The 17,672-nt window shown below is 71.1% G+C and carries 14 protein-coding genes (1 of these 14 running past the window's edge); 8 read left to right on the top strand and 6 right to left on the bottom strand.

Annotated features, from left to right (window positions below):
- Positions 1–56 precede the first annotated feature (56 nt).
- A complete protein-coding gene (gene hrpA, locus KSO97_RS02965) occupies positions 57–4,064 on the bottom strand; it encodes an ATP-dependent RNA helicase HrpA (protein WP_232676397.1) in 4,008 nt (1,335 codons plus the stop codon).
- A gap of 60 nt (positions 4,065–4,124) precedes the next feature.
- On the opposite strand from hrpA, the gene KSO97_RS02960 reads away from it, so the two are divergent.
- Positions 4,125–5,651 carry an FAD-dependent oxidoreductase gene (locus tag KSO97_RS02960; protein ID WP_232676396.1) on the top strand — a complete coding sequence of 509 codons (1,527 nt, stop codon included), beginning with the start codon at positions 4,125–4,127 and terminating at the stop codon, positions 5,649–5,651.
- A 48-nt stretch (positions 5,652–5,699) separates the two neighbouring features.
- Here KSO97_RS02960 and KSO97_RS02955 read toward each other — a convergent pair whose 3' ends face one another.
- The 3 genes from KSO97_RS02955 to KSO97_RS02945 form a co-directional block, all read right to left on the bottom strand.
- The gene (locus KSO97_RS02955) at positions 5,700–6,650 is read right to left on the bottom strand and encodes a hypothetical protein (protein ID WP_232676395.1); all 951 of its coding nucleotides are present in this window, start codon (positions 6,648–6,650) and stop codon (positions 5,700–5,702) included.
- 115 nt (positions 6,651–6,765) lie between these two features.
- Entirely contained in the window at positions 6,766–7,224 is a 459-nt protein-coding gene (locus tag KSO97_RS02950) for a hypothetical protein (RefSeq protein WP_232676394.1), read from the bottom strand.
- A gap of 55 nt (positions 7,225–7,279) precedes the next feature.
- Positions 7,280–7,654 carry a VOC family protein gene (locus KSO97_RS02945; RefSeq protein ID WP_232676393.1) on the bottom strand — a complete coding sequence of 125 codons (375 nt, stop codon included), beginning with the start codon at positions 7,652–7,654 and terminating at the stop codon, positions 7,280–7,282.
- Positions 7,655–7,681: 27 nt separating this feature from the next.
- Here KSO97_RS02945 and KSO97_RS18155 point away from each other — a divergent pair, with 27 nt between their 5' ends.
- The 4 genes from KSO97_RS18155 to rocD all read left to right on the top strand — a co-directional run bounded on the left by KSO97_RS18155 (position 7,682) and on the right by rocD (position 12,139).
- The gene (locus KSO97_RS18155) at positions 7,682–8,548 is read left to right on the top strand and encodes a DUF6597 domain-containing transcriptional factor (protein ID WP_232676392.1); all 867 of its coding nucleotides are present in this window, start codon (positions 7,682–7,684) and stop codon (positions 8,546–8,548) included.
- Between the two features lie 45 nt (positions 8,549–8,593).
- Positions 8,594–9,322: a response regulator transcription factor gene (locus KSO97_RS02935; protein WP_269781867.1), complete on the top strand. Its 729-nt coding sequence runs from the start codon at positions 8,594–8,596 to the stop codon at positions 9,320–9,322.
- Positions 9,319–10,794 (top strand): cell wall metabolism sensor histidine kinase WalK, encoded by a 1,476-nt coding sequence (locus tag KSO97_RS02930; protein ID WP_232676391.1) that lies wholly within the window; start codon positions 9,319–9,321, stop codon positions 10,792–10,794. Before KSO97_RS02935 ends, KSO97_RS02930 begins: the two co-directional genes overlap by 4 nt.
- A gap of 82 nt (positions 10,795–10,876) precedes the next feature.
- Complete coding sequence (rocD, locus tag KSO97_RS02925) at positions 10,877–12,139, top strand: ornithine--oxo-acid transaminase (RefSeq protein ID WP_308188250.1); 1,263 nt, start codon at positions 10,877–10,879, stop codon at positions 12,137–12,139.
- Here the strand turns inward: rocD and KSO97_RS02920 are convergent.
- Positions 12,132–12,752 carry a TetR/AcrR family transcriptional regulator gene (locus tag KSO97_RS02920; protein WP_232676390.1) on the bottom strand — a complete coding sequence of 207 codons (621 nt, stop codon included), beginning with the start codon at positions 12,750–12,752 and terminating at the stop codon, positions 12,132–12,134. The genes rocD and KSO97_RS02920 overlap by 8 nt on opposite strands.
- Positions 12,753–12,792: 40 nt before the next feature.
- On the opposite strand from KSO97_RS02920, the gene KSO97_RS02915 reads away from it, so the two are divergent.
- Together KSO97_RS02915 and KSO97_RS02910 are read left to right on the top strand one after the other, a co-directional pair.
- Entirely contained in the window at positions 12,793–14,313 is a 1,521-nt protein-coding gene (locus KSO97_RS02915) for an NAD(P)/FAD-dependent oxidoreductase (protein WP_232676389.1), read from the top strand.
- The gene (locus tag KSO97_RS02910; protein WP_232676388.1) at positions 14,310–15,146 is read left to right on the top strand and encodes an SDR family oxidoreductase; all 837 of its coding nucleotides are present in this window, start codon (positions 14,310–14,312) and stop codon (positions 15,144–15,146) included. The genes KSO97_RS02915 and KSO97_RS02910 overlap by 4 nt, the downstream gene beginning before the upstream one ends.
- A 29-nt stretch (positions 15,147–15,175) precedes the next feature.
- Here the strand turns inward: KSO97_RS02910 and KSO97_RS02905 are convergent, their stop codons facing one another.
- A complete protein-coding gene (locus KSO97_RS02905) occupies positions 15,176–16,531 on the bottom strand; it encodes a threonine/serine exporter ThrE family protein (protein WP_232676386.1) in 1,356 nt (451 codons plus the stop codon).
- Between the two features lie 24 nt (positions 16,532–16,555).
- Between KSO97_RS02905 and KSO97_RS02900 the strand changes: the two genes are divergently transcribed.
- Positions 16,556–17,672, top strand: the 5' portion of a protein-coding gene (locus KSO97_RS02900) for a glutamate--cysteine ligase (protein WP_232676384.1). 122 nt of this gene lie beyond the right edge of the window; 1,117 of the gene's 1,239 nt are visible here — the first part of the coding sequence; it begins with the start codon at positions 16,556–16,558; its stop codon lies beyond the right edge, outside the window.

Below are 17,672 nucleotides of genomic sequence, written 5' to 3'. Positions count from 1 at the left end.
TCATCGAGCCCGCCGAGATGCAGCCCGGTCCCGACGAGCTCGACGGCCGGAGTCGGTCAACCCCCGGCGCCGAGCGCCTTGCGGATGCGCTGGTCGGAGATCGGCCCATCGGTGCCGAGCTGCTGGGCGAAGAGCGAGACGCGGTACTCCTCCAGCATCCACCGCACCTCACGCAGGCGCTGGGTCGGCGGGGTTCCCGGCGGGAGGGCGGCGAGCCGGTGGAGGTAGGCCTCCTGTACCGACGCGATCTGGTCGTGGGCCTGTCGGTCACGGCCGATCGCTGCACCGCCGCCGTCCAACCGCTCGCGTCGGACGGCGACCGCGGAGAGATAGGTGGGCAGGCGACGCAGGCGCGCGGCACCGGCCTCGCCGATCACACCGGCCACCATCAGTCGGGCGACCTGGGCCTGCATGTCGGTCAAGGCCGGCAGCTGCAGCATGTCGGCGCGTCCCGACAGCGCGCGCTCAGCGACACGCCAGGCCTCCAGCACCTTCAGGACGTCGCCCAACGTCGCACGGACGGCGTCCGCATGCTCGGCGCTGAGCGTCGCGGCCAGCGCCGCGAACGAGTCCTCGTCCCGAACGGGCGGCCGAGCGTCGACGGCATCTCCGAGGACGGCGAGGCGGCAGTCGGCCAACAGGTCCGCGACGCCCGCGTAGGGCGACCCGGCGAGTCCGAGCTTCTCAACGTTGCTGAGGCCCTTGACCAGGTCGGCCGTGGGGTCGGGCACCTGAAGTGCCAGCAGCCGGCGGACACCGAGGCGGTGGTGAGCGGCAGCCTCCTCGGCCGAGCCGAACACCGCCAGCCCGACGGCGTCGCCCTCGTCGAGCAGAGCCGGGTGCGCGGTCACCTCGTGGCCGGCACGACGCTGGGTGATCGCTGCCGGGAGCTCCTCGAACGTCCACGTCCGCTGCCCCGACGCAGCCAGTCCGGACTCGCCCGCGACCTCGGCCATCGCCTCGGCGAACTGCGGGCGCAGCGGCTCCTTGAGTGCCTCCAGGTCCTTGCCGCGGGCCTGCTCGTCGCCGTCGTCGTCGACGACGCGGTAGGTCGGCCGCAGGTGCGGCGCGATCTTCGACCAGTCCCAGGCCGTGCGCGGCACCACCACGCCGGCGCTCGCACGACACCAGCGCTCCAGCGCCTCGAGCAGCGGTTCGTCACCAGCCGGGACGTCGCGTAGGAACTCCCGCGCCTTGTCGGGCGCGGGCACGAAGCTGACCCGCAGGCTCTTGGGCAGGCTGCGGATCAGGCTGGTCACCAGCTCTTCGCGGAGCCCGGGCACCAGCCAGGAGAAGTCGTCGTCCCCGACCCGGTTGAGGGTGGCCACCGGGACGTCGATGGTGAGGCCGTCCTCGTCGGATCCCGGCTCGAAGTGGTAGCTGATCGGAAAGGTCAGACCCTGGTCGGCGGAGCCGAGCCACTGCGTCGGATAGTCGACGTCGCGCACGTCGTCGACGCCACGGTGGGTCAGCATGTCGAGGTCGAAGGTGAGCAGCTCGGGTCGGCGCTGACGCTCCTTCTTCCACCAGGAGTCGAAGTGCGCCCCGCTCACGACGTCGGCTCCCACCCGCTCGTCGTAGAAGTCGAACAGGGTGTGCTCGTCGACGACGATGTCGCGCCGCCGGGCGCGATGCTCGAGCTCGGCGGCCTGTTCGAGGAGGTCGCGGTTGACCTGGAAGAAGCGATGTCGGGTGTGCCACTCGCCGTAGACCAGGGCGTGCCGGATGAACAGCTCGCGCGCCAGCGCCGGCTCGACCGAGCCGTAGTTGACGAGCCGGTCGGCCACCAGCGGGACACCGTAGAGAGTGACCCGTTCGTGGGCCAGCACCGCTGCGCGCTTCTTCGACCAGTGCGGTTCGGAGTGGGTGCGCTTGACCAGGTGCGCTCCGAGCCGTTCGGCCCACTCGGGCTTGATCGCGGCGTTCTGGCGCGCCCACAACCGCGAGGTCTCCACCAGCTCGCCAGCCATCAGGAAGCCGGGGTTCTGCCGGTGCAGCCCGCTGCCCGGGAAGATCGCGAAGCGGGTACCGCGGGCCCCGAGGTACTCGCGCATCCCCCGCTGGTTCTTCTCCCGCTCCTCCAGCGAGCCGATGTGAGAGAGCAGTCCGGAGAGCAACGCCTGATGGATGCCGTCGGCATCCGGCACGTCGGCAGGGCGACCGAGGTCGATCCCCAGCTCCTTGCAGACCTGCCGCACCTGGGACTCGAAGTCCTGCCACTCCCGCACGCGCAGGTAGTTGAGGTACTCGCGCTTGCACATCCGCCGGAACGCGCTGCCGCTGAGCTCGCGTTGCTGGGTGCGCAGGTACCGCCAGAGGTTGAGCCAGGCCAGGAAGTCCGACCCGTCGGCCTTGAACCGAGCATGCTGCTGGTCCGCCTGGGACTTCTGCTCGGCCGGGCGCTCGCGGGGGTCCTGCAGCGACAGCGCTGCCGCGATCACGATGACCTCGCGCACGCAGCCGAGGCGTTCGGCCTCCAGGATCATCCGCGCCAGCCGAGGGTCCAGCGGCATCCGCGCCAGACGACGTCCGGTCTCGGTCAGCCGGGGCCCTTCTGGTCGCGTGCCACGACGCCGCTCGCGGCCTTCGCCCGCCGACCGCGCCGGAGGCTCAGGGGCCGACGCCGCGGGCTCGCCCGCTCGGACGGCGCCCAGCTCCTCCAACAACTGCATCCCCGACTGCACCTGCCGCTTGTCGGGTGGCTCGACGAAGGGGAATCGGCCCAGATCGCCCAGGCCGAGCGACGCCATCTGCAGGATGACGGAGGCCAGGTTGGTGCGCAGGATCTCGGGATCGGTGAACTCCGGCCGAGCCTCGTAGTCCTCTTCGGAGTAGAGCCGGATCGCGATGCCCGGCGCGACGCGGCCGCACCGGCCGGCTCTCTGGTTCGCCGAGGCCTGGCTGATCGGTTCGATCGGCAACCGCTGCACCTTGGTGCGCACCGAGTAGCGCGAGATCCGTGCAACGCCGGTGTCGACGACGTACCGGATTCCCGGAACCGTCAGCGACGTCTCGGCGACGTTGGTCGCCAGCACGACCCGGCGTCCGCTGTGGGGGGCGAAGACGCGGTGCTGCTCGGCCGAGGAGAGCCGGGAGTACAGCGGCACGATCTCCACGCCACGCGGCCCCTGTGCCAACGGCTCCAGCGCCTCGGCGGTGTCGCGGATCTCGCGTTCGCCGGGCAGGAAGACCAGCACGTCGCCGTCTCCCTCGGCGCCGAGCTCCTTGACGGCGTCGACGATCGCCTCGATCGGGTCCTGCGGGCCGGTTCCAGAGGAGGCGAGGGACGAGCCGTCTCGAAGGGCGGTTCCTGAGGAGGTGAGGGACGAGCCGTCTTGAAGGACTTCTTCGTTCAGATCCATCAGCGGCCGATAGCGCACCTCGACCGGATAGGTCCGGCCGGAGACCTCGATGATCGGCGCCGGCTCGCCGCGCCGGTCGGAGAAGTGCCGCGCGAAGCGCTCGACGTCGATGGTGGCGGAGGTGACGATCAGCTTCAGGTCGGGACGCTTCGGCAGCAGTCGCTTGAGATAGCCCAGCAGGAAGTCGATGTTGAGGCTGCGCTCGTGGGCCTCGTCGATGATGAGGGTGTCGTAGCGGCGCAGCACCCGGTCGCGCTGCAGCTCGGCGAGCAGGATGCCGTCGGCCATCACCTTGACCCGGCTCTGCTTCGACGTCCGGTCGGTGAAGCGAACCTGGTAGCCGACGAGGTCGCCGAGCTCGCTGCCGAGCTCGGCAGCGATCCGCTCTGCCACGGAGCGGGCCGCGATGCGGCGCGGCTGGGTGTGGCCGATCCGTCGACCCTCGATCCCACGGCCGAGCTCGAGGCAGATCTTCGGCAGCTGGGTGGTCTTCCCCGAGCCGGTCTCGCCCGCGACGATGACGACCTGGTGGCGGCGGATCGCGTCGGCGATGTCCTCGCGCCGCTCGCTGACCGGCAGGTCCGGGAAGACGATCCTCAGCTCGGACGGCGGAGCCGGCTGCGCAACGGGGACGCCCTCCCGACCGGTCTCCGGCGGAGGGTCCGGCAGGCGCTCGGGCCGCGGGTGAGAGGTGCTCGACATGACCGGGACAGTCTCCCCCATGCTTGCGCTAGAACACGTTCTAGTACGACGATCAGCCGCGTGAGCGAGCAGCAGTACGACCTGATCGTGGTGGGTTCCGGCGGCGGCGCCCTGACCGGGGCGGCCGTGGCGGCGCGCGCGGGCCTCTCCGTCGCCGTCGTCGAGCGGACGGGCTATCTCGGTGGCACCTCGGCCTACTCCGGTGGTGCCTGCTGGCTGCCCGGAAGCCAGGTGCAGCAGCGGGCCGGGCTCCCCGACTCGACCGAGGGCGCGCGCGCCTATCTCGAGGCGATCCTCCCCGACGCCGCGGACGCCGCGGTGAGCGCCAAGCTCGACGCCTTCCTCGCCCACTCACCCGAGCTCGTCGCGTCGCTCGAGGAGGACGACGCGATGTCGTTCGACTGGCTGCCGTTCTCCGAGTACTACGACGCCCCCGGCCGGGTCCCGATGGGTCGCTCGATCCAGCCGGCCAGCATCAAGCGCGACGAGCTGCGCGAGGACGTCGCGGCACTGGTGCGACCGCCCGTCGAGCTCGACCGCGTCGGCGCTCCGGGCCGCCGCACCCTCAGCGGCGGGCAGGCACTGATCGCGCGACTCGCCACCATCGTGCTGCGTGACGGCGGCACGGTGCTCACCGAGCACCGGATGACCGACCTGCTCACCGGGGACGACGGGCGGGTCGTCGGCGTGCGTGCCGAGACGCCGTCCGGCGAGGTGGAGCTGACCGCGCGCGCCGTCCTGATCGCGGCCGGCGGCTTCGAGGGTGACGCCGCGATGCGCACCGAGCACGGGGTTCCCGGCGAGGTCGCCTGGAGCATGGCCCCGCGCGGCACCAACGCGGGCGAGCCGATCACCGCGGCGGCCGGGCTCGGCGCTGCGACCGACTTCTCGGCACTGGGGTGGTTCTGCCCCGGCCTCGAGCAGCCCGACGGAGGCGGCTCCTTCACCCTCGGATTCCGCAGCGGTCTGATGGTCGACGCGACCGGCAATCGCTACGGCAACGAGTGCCTGCCCTACGACCGGTTCGGCCGGCTCATGGCCGCCGCACCGGAGCGCATCCCCTCGTGGTTCGTCTTCGACTCCAGCGAGGGCGGCCGGCTGCCCGCCATCGCGATGCCCGAGGGCGATCCCGCCGAGCATCTCGCCGCCGGCACCTGGGTGCAGGCCGACACGATCTCCGAACTCGCCGAAGCCGCCGGTCTGCCCGCCGAGGCGCTGACAGCGAGCGTGGAGCGCTACAACGGCTTCTGCGAGACCGGCACCGATGACGACTTCGGACGCGGCGCCGACGAGTACGACACCTTCTTCACCGCCGGCACCGGGCCGAACAAGGCCCTGACGCCGTGCGACCAGGGCCCGTTCTTCGCCGCCCGCTTCGTACTCTCCGACCTGGGCACCAAGGGCGGCCTGGTCACCGACGCCGCCGCTCGCGTGCTGCGCACCGACGGCACCGCCATCCCGGGCCTGTACGCCTCCAGCAACTCCACGGCGTCGGTGTTCGGGCCCGTCTACCCCGGCCCCGGTGCGCCGCTGGGCTCGGCGATGGTGTTCGCCTCGCTCGCCGTCCGCGACCTGCTGGCGGACTGATCTGCCGGCGCGTGAGCTGACGTCCGCGGACGCCGCCTCGGGCTCCGCTCAGGCCAGCACCCGCCGTTGGATGCTGATCACGAAGTCCGTCACGTCGTACTGACTTCCGGCGGTCAGTCCCAGGTGCCAGATGACCGTCGGGCGATCCGGTTCACCACGGAGGACGGTCCCCGGTGCGGCGAGGATCCCGCGGTGGCGTGCGCGTCGCGCGGGCAGCTCCCGGCGGTAGGTCAGCTCTCCTGTGGTGTCGAGATAGGTGAGAACGGCGTAGTGCCGACGCCCTGCGGGGGCGTTGCGGCGCTTGCCGCCCACGACGTCCACGCGCGCGGACCGGTAACGGCCGTCGAAGCTCTGCGGCAGGGTCGCCGCGTAGGTGGTCGAGATCAGGCTCGCCTCGGGGTTGCGGCAGGACGTCTGGGAGTGGAGTCCGAGGCCGCGCGCGCCGATCCTGGTCAGCCGCGAGCAGTTCCCGACCACCCAAGCAGCCAGACTGCGTCGGGGCGCGACTCTCTTGCTCCAGGTTTGCCATTGCAGACGCTTCCCCGACACCACCCAGGGGGCGCGGACGTCGACGGCCGTCCCACTCTCGTCGATCCCGCTCGCGCGGACCGTGTACGTTCCGGCAGCGACCACTCGCCCGGCGTATCTCCCGCCCCACGGCAGGGTGAGCTCGGTCGTGAAGCTCTCGGGGGTGGCGGCCGTCGCCGTCGCCAGCACGGCGCCGGCCGGATCGAGGATGTCGATGCGAGCCTCGCGCACACCCGGGTCGCCGAACTCCACCTCGACGACGTCGGAGTCGCGATAGCCGTCCCGCACCGGGTAGAGCGTGGGGAGAGGCCAGATCACCACCTGAGCCGCGGCACGCGACCCGGCCGAGTCCTCCTGAGCCTGCGCCGACGGGCCGAGGGTCGTCAGCGACAGTCCGAGCAGCATTGCCGACCCGATCGCGACGCGGCGACCACGAGCACGAGCACGAGCGCTGGAAATCGTGGTGCGCACTACTGCCTCCTGGAGCGGGAACGGTCCAGGCACGCTAGTGGTCCGCATCGACACATCTCAAGGATGCGGTGCGCCCGCGAGCACGATCCAGCGAGGTGCTCGTCGAGCGTTGCGGTCAGGCCAGGTACAGCGACGTCGTCGCACCCGAGTCGGAGTCCGGAGCGGTGTCGTCCTCGGGCGCGGTGCTCGGCGGCTGCTGGTCTCCCGGCGGAGCCATCCCCGGACCGCCCTGCTTCCCCGGGCCACCGCCGGGGAATCCCTGTGGCCCGTCGCCGCCCGGACGCTGGTCGGAGAACGAGCCGCGGTCGCCGCCGCGGCCCCCCGGCCCGCCGTCGCGGTCGTGACCGGAGACGGCGACGCCCACCAGGGCACCACCTCCTGCGCCGATGATCAGCGACGCCGCCGCGACCGCCGCGACACTGCGGATACCGAAGAGCCGATCTCGCATGCCTGTGCGCGGAGCATCAGGCGCTGCGCCCGACGGAGTCGCGACCGCCGGCGCGGCCGGATCGACGACCGCCTCGGTGGCGGGCGAAGCGTCGGGATTCTGGGAGTGCTGCGGGTTCTCGGTCATGCCGGAAGCACACGCCGCGAAGCTGTGTCCGCGCTGTGCTTCCGGCGTGCCTGACCTACCAGTTCGCGGCGGCGGTCAGGCAGAACGGATGTCCGGCCGGGTCGAGGAGAACACGCCAGGTCTCGCCCGGCTGTGGCTCGGCCAGCGTTGCGCCGAGTTCCACAGCCCGCTCCTCGACCGCCGCGACGTCGTCGCACGCGAGGTCGAAGTGGAATCGCTTGCCTCCGGCTGGGTCGGGCCACGCCGGCGGCTCGAAGCCCTCGACCTGGCCGAATCCGACCGCAGGAGCGCCGTCGGAGCCGACGAGCATCGCGTACTCGTCCTGCACGTGCGCGATCGGGTAACCGAGCAGTTCGGACCAGAACCGCGCCTGCGCACGCACGTCGGAGCAGTCCAGGCTGATCATCTTCAGGGTCGGGGCAGAGGTCATGTCGGTGATCCTTCCTAGGCTGGCGGCGTGCGGGCTAGGACAAATGCGACACCGACCTCGACGACAGCCGGGATCCTCCGACCGGAGCAGTTCGCCGCTCACGCCACGGTGGCGCGGCCATCGGCGTCCTCCGACCTCACCGAGTGGGTGGAGAACCATTGGTTGCTCACCTGGGACCTTCCCGACGGCGCGACCTACTCCAGCCAGACCCTCCCGCATCCGGCATGCACGATCAGCGTCGAGCGCGGCCACCCGCGCGCCGGCGTCGGCGCCGAACGTGTGCTCGTCACGGGCGTGGTGACGCGGCGCTTCGACGTCACCCTGGCCCGCCGGGGCTGGGTCTACGGAGCCAAGTTCCGGCCCGGTGGATTCACGGCGTTGACCGGCGTGCCCGCGCGAGCCGTGACCGACCGGACCGCGCCCGCCGACGGTCTGCTCCCCAGCGACGTCCGGGCCGCGCTCGCCACCCTCGACGGCCTCACCCACCCCCGCCCGGTCGACGAGGTGGTCGCCGTCGCCGAGATCGCCATGCGTTCCTTCACACCCGACCCCGGCGACTCCGACTACCAGATCGTGCTCGACGTGGTCGCCGACATGCTCGCCGACCGCGCACTGATCCGCGTCACCGAGATCGAGGAGCGCCACGGGATCTCCGCTCGACGTCTGCAGCGGCTCTTCGCCCACTACGTCGGAGTGGGACCCAAGTGGGTGCTCGCCCGATACCGGATGCACGACGTCGTGGCGGCGATCGACCAGGGATACGACGGCGCGCTCGCCGATCTCGCCGCGACGTTCGGGTGGTTCGACCAAGCGCACTTCGGTCGCGACTTCACCCGGCTCGTCGGCATGCCTCCGAGCGAGTACCGCGATCGGGGTGCGCAGCCCAGCGCCTGACCGATCTCACAGCCAGCGCACAGCCAACCACGGCACAGTGGTCCCATGGCATCGGCGCCCGATCTCAACCTGACGCGACCCGACGGCTCACCTCTGCGTGTCCTCGTCGTCGACGACGAGGTCAACATCGCCGAGCTGATCTCGATGGCACTGCGCTACGAGGGGTGGCAGGTGGCCACCGCTCACACCGGCTCCAAGGCCGTCGCCGCAGCCAAGGAGCAGCGTCCGGACGCCGTCGTGCTCGACATGATGCTGCCCGACTTCGACGGCCTGGAGGTGCTGCGCAGATTGCGTGCCGCGGACGCCGACATCCCGGTGCTCTTCCTGACCGCACGCGACGCCGTGGAGGACCGCATCGCCGGCCTGACCGCCGGCGGCGACGACTACGTCACCAAGCCGTTCTCCCTCGAGGAGGTCGTCGCCCGGCTCCGCGCTCTGATGCGCCGCTCCGGCGCGCACCAGGCGCAGACGAGCTCGGTCCTCCGGGTCGGCGACCTGACGTTGGACGAGGACAGCCACGAGGTCGCGCGTGCCGGCGTCGAGATCACTCTCACTGCGACCGAGTTCGAGTTGCTGCGGTTCCTGATGCGCAACCCGCGGCGTGTGCTGAGCAAGGCGCAGATCCTCGACCGGGTGTGGAACTACGACTTCGGCGGCCAGGCCAACGTCGTCGAGCTCTACATCTCCTACCTGCGCAAGAAGATCGATGCCGGGCGGGAGCCGATGATCCACACGATGCGCGGTGCGGGATACGTGCTGAAGCCGACGTCGTGAAGACCCTCTTCGCATCCTTGTCGGCGCGGCTCGTCGTCGCGACCGTGGGCCTGGTCGTCGTCGTCTCCGTGCTGGTCGGCGGCGTGACCACCCTGGCCATGCGCGCCTACCTGACCGACCAACTGGACGACGACGTCGCCGCGGCCGCCCGGCGTGCCCAGTTCGACGTCGCCTTCGCACCCGACGGTGCGAACGATCCGTTCCGGTCGCCTCTGGACCGACCGCGGCCCGACGAGGCGGGCCCGGTGGGGCAGGGCGTGGGCACGGTGTCGGCGCGCTATTCCGACGGCGAACTCACCGGCGAGGTGCTGCTGGACTCCGATCGCGGAGCCGGCACGTGGACCGCGTTGGACGACGGGGTGATCGACGCTCTGCGCACGGTGCCCGCGGACGGCGAGGCACACGCCGTCGAGCTGCCCGGACTCGGCAGCTACCGCGTCCTCGCCCTCACTACCCGTTCAGGCGGGATCGTCCTGGGCGGCCTCCCCGACGACGACGTCCGCGGAGCGGTCTCCGCCCTCGTGCTGCGCGAGGCGCTGCTCATCGCGATCGGCGGGGCGCTCGCCGCCGCTGCCGGGCTGCTGCTGGTGCGGCGACAGCTGCGACCGCTGCGCGAGGTCGCGGCCACGGCTCACTCGGTGGCCGCACGTCCGCTGGACTCCGGGAGCATCGGCGTCACTGAGCGGGTGCCGGACCACCTCACCGACGAGGCCACCGAGGTCGGGCAGGTCGGCGCCGCTCTCAACAGCCTTCTCGCCCACGTGGAGACCTCGCTCGACGCCCGCCACGCGAGCGAGCAGCGGGTCCGACAGTTCGTCGCCGACGCCTCGCACGAACTGCGCACACCGCTGACCACGATCGCCGGATACGCCGAGCTGGCCGGGCGCCACCCCGACGACATCGCAGCGCAGGCGACGGCCGTGGCGAAGGTGGCCGAGGAGTCGTCGCGGATGACGGCTCTCGTGGAGGACCTGCTGCTGCTGGCACGACTCGACTCGGGGCGACCGCTGGTCCGCGAGCCCGTCGACCTGACCCGTCTTGCACTCGAGGCCGTCGCGGACGCGCGTGTCCTCGACGCCCAACGCCGCTGGCAGCTCGACCTGCCGGACGAGGCCGTCGAGGTCGTGGGCGACGAACAGCGGCTCCACCAAGCGCTCACCAACCTCCTGGCCAACGCCCGCAAGTACACCCCGCCGGGGACGACCGTCACCGTGAGCGTGCGGGTCGACGGTTTCGCCGTCCACGACGACGGGCCGGGCTTTCCACCGCAGCTCGTCCCCCATGCCTTCGAGCGCTTCGCCCGTGGGGACGCCGCAAGACACCGCGAGGGCGGGGTCGGTCTCGGCCTGTCGTTGGTGGAGGCCATCGTGGCCGCCCACGGAGGGGCCGTGCGGCTGTCCAGCCGGCCGGGCGACACCAGTGTCGACGTCGTCCTTGCCGCTGGCGAGCAACACCCGACCGATATTGTCTGACAATCTTGGGCGGACGCCCTACGGTGGCAGACAGGACGCGGCACCGATCGGGCGGAGTCGCGACGAACGGGAGGAGAGACGCGTGACGACGTCGTTGACGACCGAGGCCGCCGGCACTCAGAGCCGCACCGCCGCGAGCACGACAGGCCAGCGGACCGAGGCGGAGTTCGCCCGTGCCGAGGCGCACACCGCGCACAACTACCATCCGCTGCCAGTCGTCGTGGCCCACGCCGAGGGTGCCTGGATGACCGACGTCGACGGCCGCCGTCACCTCGACCTGCTCTCCGGCTACTCCGCCCTCAACTTCGGTCACTCCCACCCGCGCCTGCTGCGGGCCGCCCATGAACAGCTCGACTCGCTGACCCTCACCAGTCGCGCCTTCGTCCACGACCGCTTCGCCGACTTCACCGCCGCCCTCGCCGCGCTCTGCGGCAAGGAGCTCGTGCTGCCGATGAACACCGGCGCCGAGGCCGTGGAGACGGCGATCAAGGTCGCCCGCAAGTGGGGATATGAGGCCAAGGGCGTGCCGGCGGACCGCGCCGAGATCATCGTCATGTCGGGCAACTTCCACGGCCGGACGACAACCATCGTCGGGTTCTCCGACGACCCCGACGCCCGCGACGGCTTCGGACCGTTCACCCCCGGCTTCGTCCCGGTGCCCTACGGCGACGAGGCGGCGCTCGCTGCAGCGTTCGGACCGCACACCGTGGCCGTGCTGGCAGAGCCGATCCAGGGCGAGGGCGGCGTCGTGATCCCGCCGGCGGGCTACCTCCGCGCGGTCCGGCGGCTGTGCACCGAGCACGGGGCGCTCTTCCTCGCCGACGAGATCCAGGCGGGGCTCGGCCGTACGGGACGTACCTTCGCCTGCGACCACGAGGACGTCGTGCCCGACGTGTACATCCTCGGCAAGGCACTCGGCGGCGGGATCGTGCCCGTCTCGGCGGTCGTCGCCGACCGCGACGTCCTCGGCGTGCTCCGCCCCGGCCAGCACGGGTCGACGTTCGGCGGCAATCCGCTCGCGTGCGCCGTGGGCCAGGCCGTCGTCGAGATGCTGGCGACCGGCGATCTCCAACGTCGCGCCCTCGAACTCGGCACGGCGATGCGCGAGCGCCTCGAGGCGATGGTCGGCAGCGGCGCGCTCGCCGTCCGCACGCGCGGCCTGTGGGCGGGCATCGACGTCGACCCGGCCGTCGGCACCGGTCGCGACGTCTGCGAGGCGCTGCTGGCGCGCGGCGTCCTGGCCAAGGACACTCACGGCTCGACGATCCGCCTCGCCCCGCCCCTGGTGATCGACCCCGAGGACCTCTCGTGGGGCTTGGACCAGCTCGCGGCGGTGATCAGCTAGCGGCGGTTCCACCCGTCGTGGCGTCCACCAGCGCCGGCAGTGAGTTCGCGAGCAGGTCGAGCACCTCGGCGCGCGTGACGCCGTCGGGCTCGGCGATCCAGGCGAGTACGACCTCCTCAGCCATCGCCGCCCACCCGCGCACGGCGAGTCGGGTGGCGGGCGTGTCGGCGATCAGGTCGGCCTGGGCATCCTCGGTGAAGATCCGCTCGGCGAGCGCGGCACGAGTCTCCTCGTAGATGGCGCGGAGCGACTCGTTGCCGCTGGCCGCACCCTTGACCAGCGACAGGTAGCCCTCGTGGTTGGCCACCACGTAGTCGAGGTAGGCCGCCATCGACGCCGCCAGGCGCGCCAGGGGGTCGGCATCGGCCGGAGGCGCCGTCTGCGCGATGAGGTCGTTCGCCGCGCGCTGGATGACAGCCTCGTGGAAGGCGTGCTTGTTGCCGAAGTAGTGGTAGAGGAGGCCACGCGAGATACCGGCCTCCTCGGCGAGCACGTCGATGGAGAGCTCGTCGAGCGAGCGGGTCGCGAGCAGTCGGACGCCGAGGTCGAGCAGTTGCTCGCGCCGCTCGTCGGGGCTGAGGCGGATCCGGGTGCTGGACGTCACGCGGCCCATTCTATTGACGTGAATTCAATAAGGGAAGTACCGTCGTGGCATGAGCTCCCCCGTCGACGTCGACACTCTCATCATCGGCTCCGGGTTCGCCGGCCTCTGCGCCGCGATCAAGTTGCAGGAGGCCGGCGAGCGCGACTTCGTCGTGATCGAGAAGGGCTCGACCGTCGGCGGCACCTGGCGGGACAACACCTACCCCGGTGCCGCGTGCGACGTGCCGAGTCAGCTGTACTCGTTCTCCTTCGCCCCCAACCCCGACTGGTCGATGTCGTTCTCGCCGCAGCCGGAGATCCTCGCCTACCTCGAGCGGGTCGCGCGCGACTCCGGCACGCTGGACCGCTTCGTGTTCGACACCACCGTCGAGAACGCCCGGTGGGACGGCGGGCAGGACCGTTGGCTGGTCAGCACCAGTGGGGCGACCTACGCCGCGCGGGTCGTCATCAGCGGGGCCGGCGGACTGTCTGCACCCAAGCTGCCGGCCATCGACGGCATCGAGGACTTCGCGGGCGAGATCTTCCACTCGGCGCGGTGGGACCACGACGTCGACCTGGCGGGCAAGCGCGTGGCCGTGATCGGCACCGGCGCCTCGTCGATCCAGATCGTGCCCGCCATCCAACCGACCGTCGGGCATCTCGACGTCTACCAGCGCACGGCGCCGTGGGTGATCCCCCGCAACGATCGGCGCTACCCCGCGTTCGAGCGGGCGGCCCTGCGTCACGTCCCCGGCCTGCAGGACCTCTATCGCACGGCGATCTACTGGGGTCGCGAAGGCTACGTACCGGCGTTCACCCGCGCTCCGAAGCTCGCGACGCCCGCCAAGCAGATGGCGCTCGCCAACATCCGCAAGGGCATCAGCGACCCGGCGCTACGTGCGAAGGTCACGCCCGACTTCCAGATCGGCTGCAAGCGCATCCTGATCTCCAACACCTACTACCCGGCGCTGGCGGCCGACAACACCGACCTGGTCACCGACCCGATCGCGCGCATCACGCCGTCAGGGATCGTGACGTCGGACGGCACCGAGCGCGCGATCGACGTCCTCATCGTGGCGACCGGGTTCCACACCACCGAGCTGCCGATCACCGAGCACCTGGTGGGCCGCTCCGGAACCACGCTGGCCGATCGATGGGAGGAGACGGGGATGTCGGCCTACAAGGGCACCGCCGTCGCCGACTTCCCGAATCTGTTCTTCATCGTCGGCCCCAACACCGGCCTGGGGCACTCGAGCATGGTCTTCATGATCGAGTCGCAGGTGACCTACATCGTCGACGCGATCCGCTCCATGCGACGCAACGGCTACAGCAGCGTCGAGGTCCGCGAGGACGTCGAGCGTGCGTGGTCGGCGTCGTTGCAGCAGCGGATGAAGCGCACCGTGTGGAGCACCGGCGGCTGCGCGAGCTGGTACCTGGACAAGCACGGCAACAACACCACTCTGTGGCCGCGCTCCACCTTCTCCTTCCGCGGCGCCCTGGCCCGTTTCGACGCCGGCTCGTACCGCGTCGCGGCGACCACGCCCTCCCACGCCACCCCGAGCTCCACCGATCGAGAGGAATCCCTCGCATGAAGACCCTGCGCGACAAGGTCGTCGTCATCACCGGCGCCGGCAGCGGCATCGGCCGCGCCCTCGCCGTCAACTGTGCCGAGCGCGGTTCGCTGCTCGCCCTCTCCGACGTCGACGAGGCCGGCTTGGCCGAGACCGTCGAACTGGTCTCGCGCGCCGGGGCGACCCAGGTGCGCAGCGACCGCGTCGACGTCTCCGACCGCGACGCGATGGGCCGCTACGCCCTCGACGTCGTGCAGCAGTTCGGCCGCGTCAACGTGGTCGTCAACAACGCCGGCGTCGCGCTCGCCGGCGACTTCGTCGACCTGGAGTACTCCGACATCGAGTGGATCACGGGGATCAACTTCTGGGGTGTCGTCCACGGCACCAAGGAGTTCCTGCCGCACCTCATCGCCAGCGGCGACGGTCACCTGGTCAACCTCTCCTCGCTCTTCGGCCTCATCTCGATGCCGGGGCAGACGATGTACAACGCCTCCAAGTACGCCGTCCGCGGCATGACCGAGGCGCTGCGCGAGGAGATGCTGATCGCCGGCCACCCCGTCGGCGTCACGGCCGTGCACCCCGGTGGCATCAAGACCGCCATCGCCCGCAACGCCCGGGTCTCGGCCAAGGAGGACCAGGCGGCCACGGCCAAGCTCTTCGACAAGAAGCTCGCCCGGATGACGCCGGAGAAGGCCGCCGAGATCATCGTGCGCGGGATCTTGAAGAACCAGCCCCGGGTGCTCGTCGGCATCGATGCCCACCTGCTCCACCAGTTCGCCAAGCTCACCGGTGCCCGCTACCAGGACGTCATCGCCAAGGGCGCCAAGCGCGTCCTGCCCGCCAAGGTCGTCTGAGCGTTGACCCGTCTTTAACTGAAGACGGGTCAACGCCTCCGCGGCACCGCGCGGCGTCCGAGGTTCTTGACCGGCCCGACCAGCCGGGGGCCGGCCAACCGGCTCTCCACCCGACGTGCTTCCCGAGCCAGCGGCTGAGCCACGTACTCCCCCAGGATGACGCCGGCAGCGAGCGCGAGCGCGATGGACGCCGCACCGATCAGGGCGGCCAGACCTTCCGCGGTGTTGGCGGGCTCACCACCACTCAACAGCGCGAGTCCGCGATAGATCGCGACACCGGGCAGCAGGGGGACCACCGCCGAGACCACCACGATCAGTGGCGGCACCCGGAGTCGCGACGAGACGGCGTAGCCCACCAGACCCACGAACAGCGCGGCGAACGCCACCGACCACGCGCCCCCGATACCTGGCTCCTGGATCGAGGTCGAGATGCCGATCGCGACCGCGGCGATCACGGCGATCGGCACGAGCACCCGTTTGGGCGAGTAGGAGGCGAACGCGAACGCGGCGGCCGCCACTGCTGCCCCAGCGGCCGCGAGACCGGCGTCCTGGATGCCGATCGCCCCGGGGCGCACCGTCGGCAGGTCCACGCCGACGGCGCCTGCGAGGCTCAGGCCACCGCTGACCCCCGCGATGATGCCGGCCGTGGACAGCATCGCCTCGGTGATCCGCGCCCCGGCGGTGATGTAGAAGCCGGTCAGTGCGTCCTGCAGCGCGCCCATGAAGCCGATGCCGGAGAGCAGCATGATGATGTTCGCCGTCACGACGAGGGAGACCCGCACCTCCAGTCCGGACGCCTCGCCCGCCACCGCGACGAGGGTGGCCACCCCTCCGCCGGCGACCTGCCGGTAGAACGTCGGCAGCCGACGACGGGCCATCCGGAGCTGGAGCCGGTCGATCAGCACCGCGGAGGTCATCGCGAGCAACGCGACGAGCCAGTCGCCCCCGAGCTGGACTCCGATGGCCGCACACATCACGCCCCAGGCGGCGGTCACCGCCCAGCGGTGCCGGTCGTGGCCCGTGGAGACGATGCGACGCAGCTCGGCGCGCCCGTCGAGCAGCCCGAGGTCGCCGCGGATCACGGCACGCACGAGGTGGTCGACCCGGGTGAGGTCCTGGTAGTCGATCACCCGCGAGGTGACCTGCCGTGTCGCGAGCAGCGGCACCTCCTCGGGATCGGACTGGTGACTCATCGACAGCGAAGTGAACGTGATGTCCACCGCTGCCTCGCGCGCACCGAGTCCCCGCGCCAAGGAGAGCATCGTCGCGGTGACGTCCGCCGCGCCGGCGCCGGACGACAGCAGCAGCTCGCCGACGCGGAGGCAGAAGTCCAGCGTCAGCGTGAGCTCCCGGGTGGTGAGCTCACCCTCCGCCTCGCGTGCCATGCCGCCCATGTTGGCAGGCCCTCGATGTGCGACGCTGACGCCGTGCGGATCGACTTCCACGCCTCGCCGGAGCCGACGCTCGGCGTCGAGTGGGAGCTTGCGCTCGTGGACCGTCGCACTCGCGATCTGCGCAACGACGCCACCCACCTCTTCGCCCGGGCCAAGCCGCGCGTGCCCGAACCCGGACGGGTCCACAAGGAGCTGCTGCGCAACACCGTCGAGATCGTCACGGGCGTGCACCGACGCGTGGGCGACGCCATCGACGACCTCCGTGCGACGGCGACCGGTGTCGTCGCGGCTGCCGACGACCTCGGCATCGACCTCTTCGGCGCAGGGACCCATCCCTTCGCCGCGTGGTCGGCCCAGCAGCTCACCGACGGCGACCGCTACGCCGAGCTGATCAACCGCACCCAGTGGTGGGGGCGACAGATGTTGATCTGGGGCGTGCACGTGCACGTGGGCCTTCCCGAGCGAGATCGGGTCCTGCCGGTGCTCTCGGCGCTGCTGACCTTCTACCCGCACCTCCAAGCGCTCTCGGCCTCCTCCCCCATCTGGGCGGGTGTCGACACCGGATACGCCTCCAACCGCGCCCTGATGTTCCAGCAGTTGCCGACCGCCGGACTCCCCTTCCAGTTCGAGCGTTGGGAGGAGTTCGAGTCCTTCGCGTCCGACCAGCTCACCACCGGAGTGATCGACGGTCTCTCCGAGATCCGTTGGGATCTGCGGCCCGCCGCCCACCTCGGCACCGTGGAGAACCGGATCTGCGACGGCGTCTCGTCACTGCTCGACCTCCAGGCGCTGGTGGCGCTCATGCACTGCCTGGTCGTCGACCTCGATACCCGGGTGGCGCGCGGCGAGCCCGTCGTCCACCTCGCACCGTGGCACGTGCAGGAGAACAAGTGGCGCGCCGCGCGCTACGGCCTCGACGCCATCGTGATCCTCGACGGCGCCTGCCAGGAGCGGCTGGTCACTGACGACCTGGCCGACCTGCTGGTCCGACTCGAACCGACCGCGGCGCGGTTGGGATGCCTCGATGAGCTCTCATCGGTGCACGACCTCCTCGATCGCGGCGCGTCGTACCAACGTCAGCGGGCCGTCGCGGCGGGGGCCGGGGGGGGGGCGGGGGCCCCCCCCGGAACCC

The sequence above is a fragment of the Nocardioides sp. R-C-SC26 genome (assembly GCF_021246465.1).
Classification (GTDB): Bacteria; Actinomycetota; Actinomycetes; order Propionibacteriales; family Nocardioidaceae; genus Nocardioides.
Note: the sequence above shows the minus strand (reverse complement) of the source record. Positions and strands in the feature narration are given on the sequence as shown.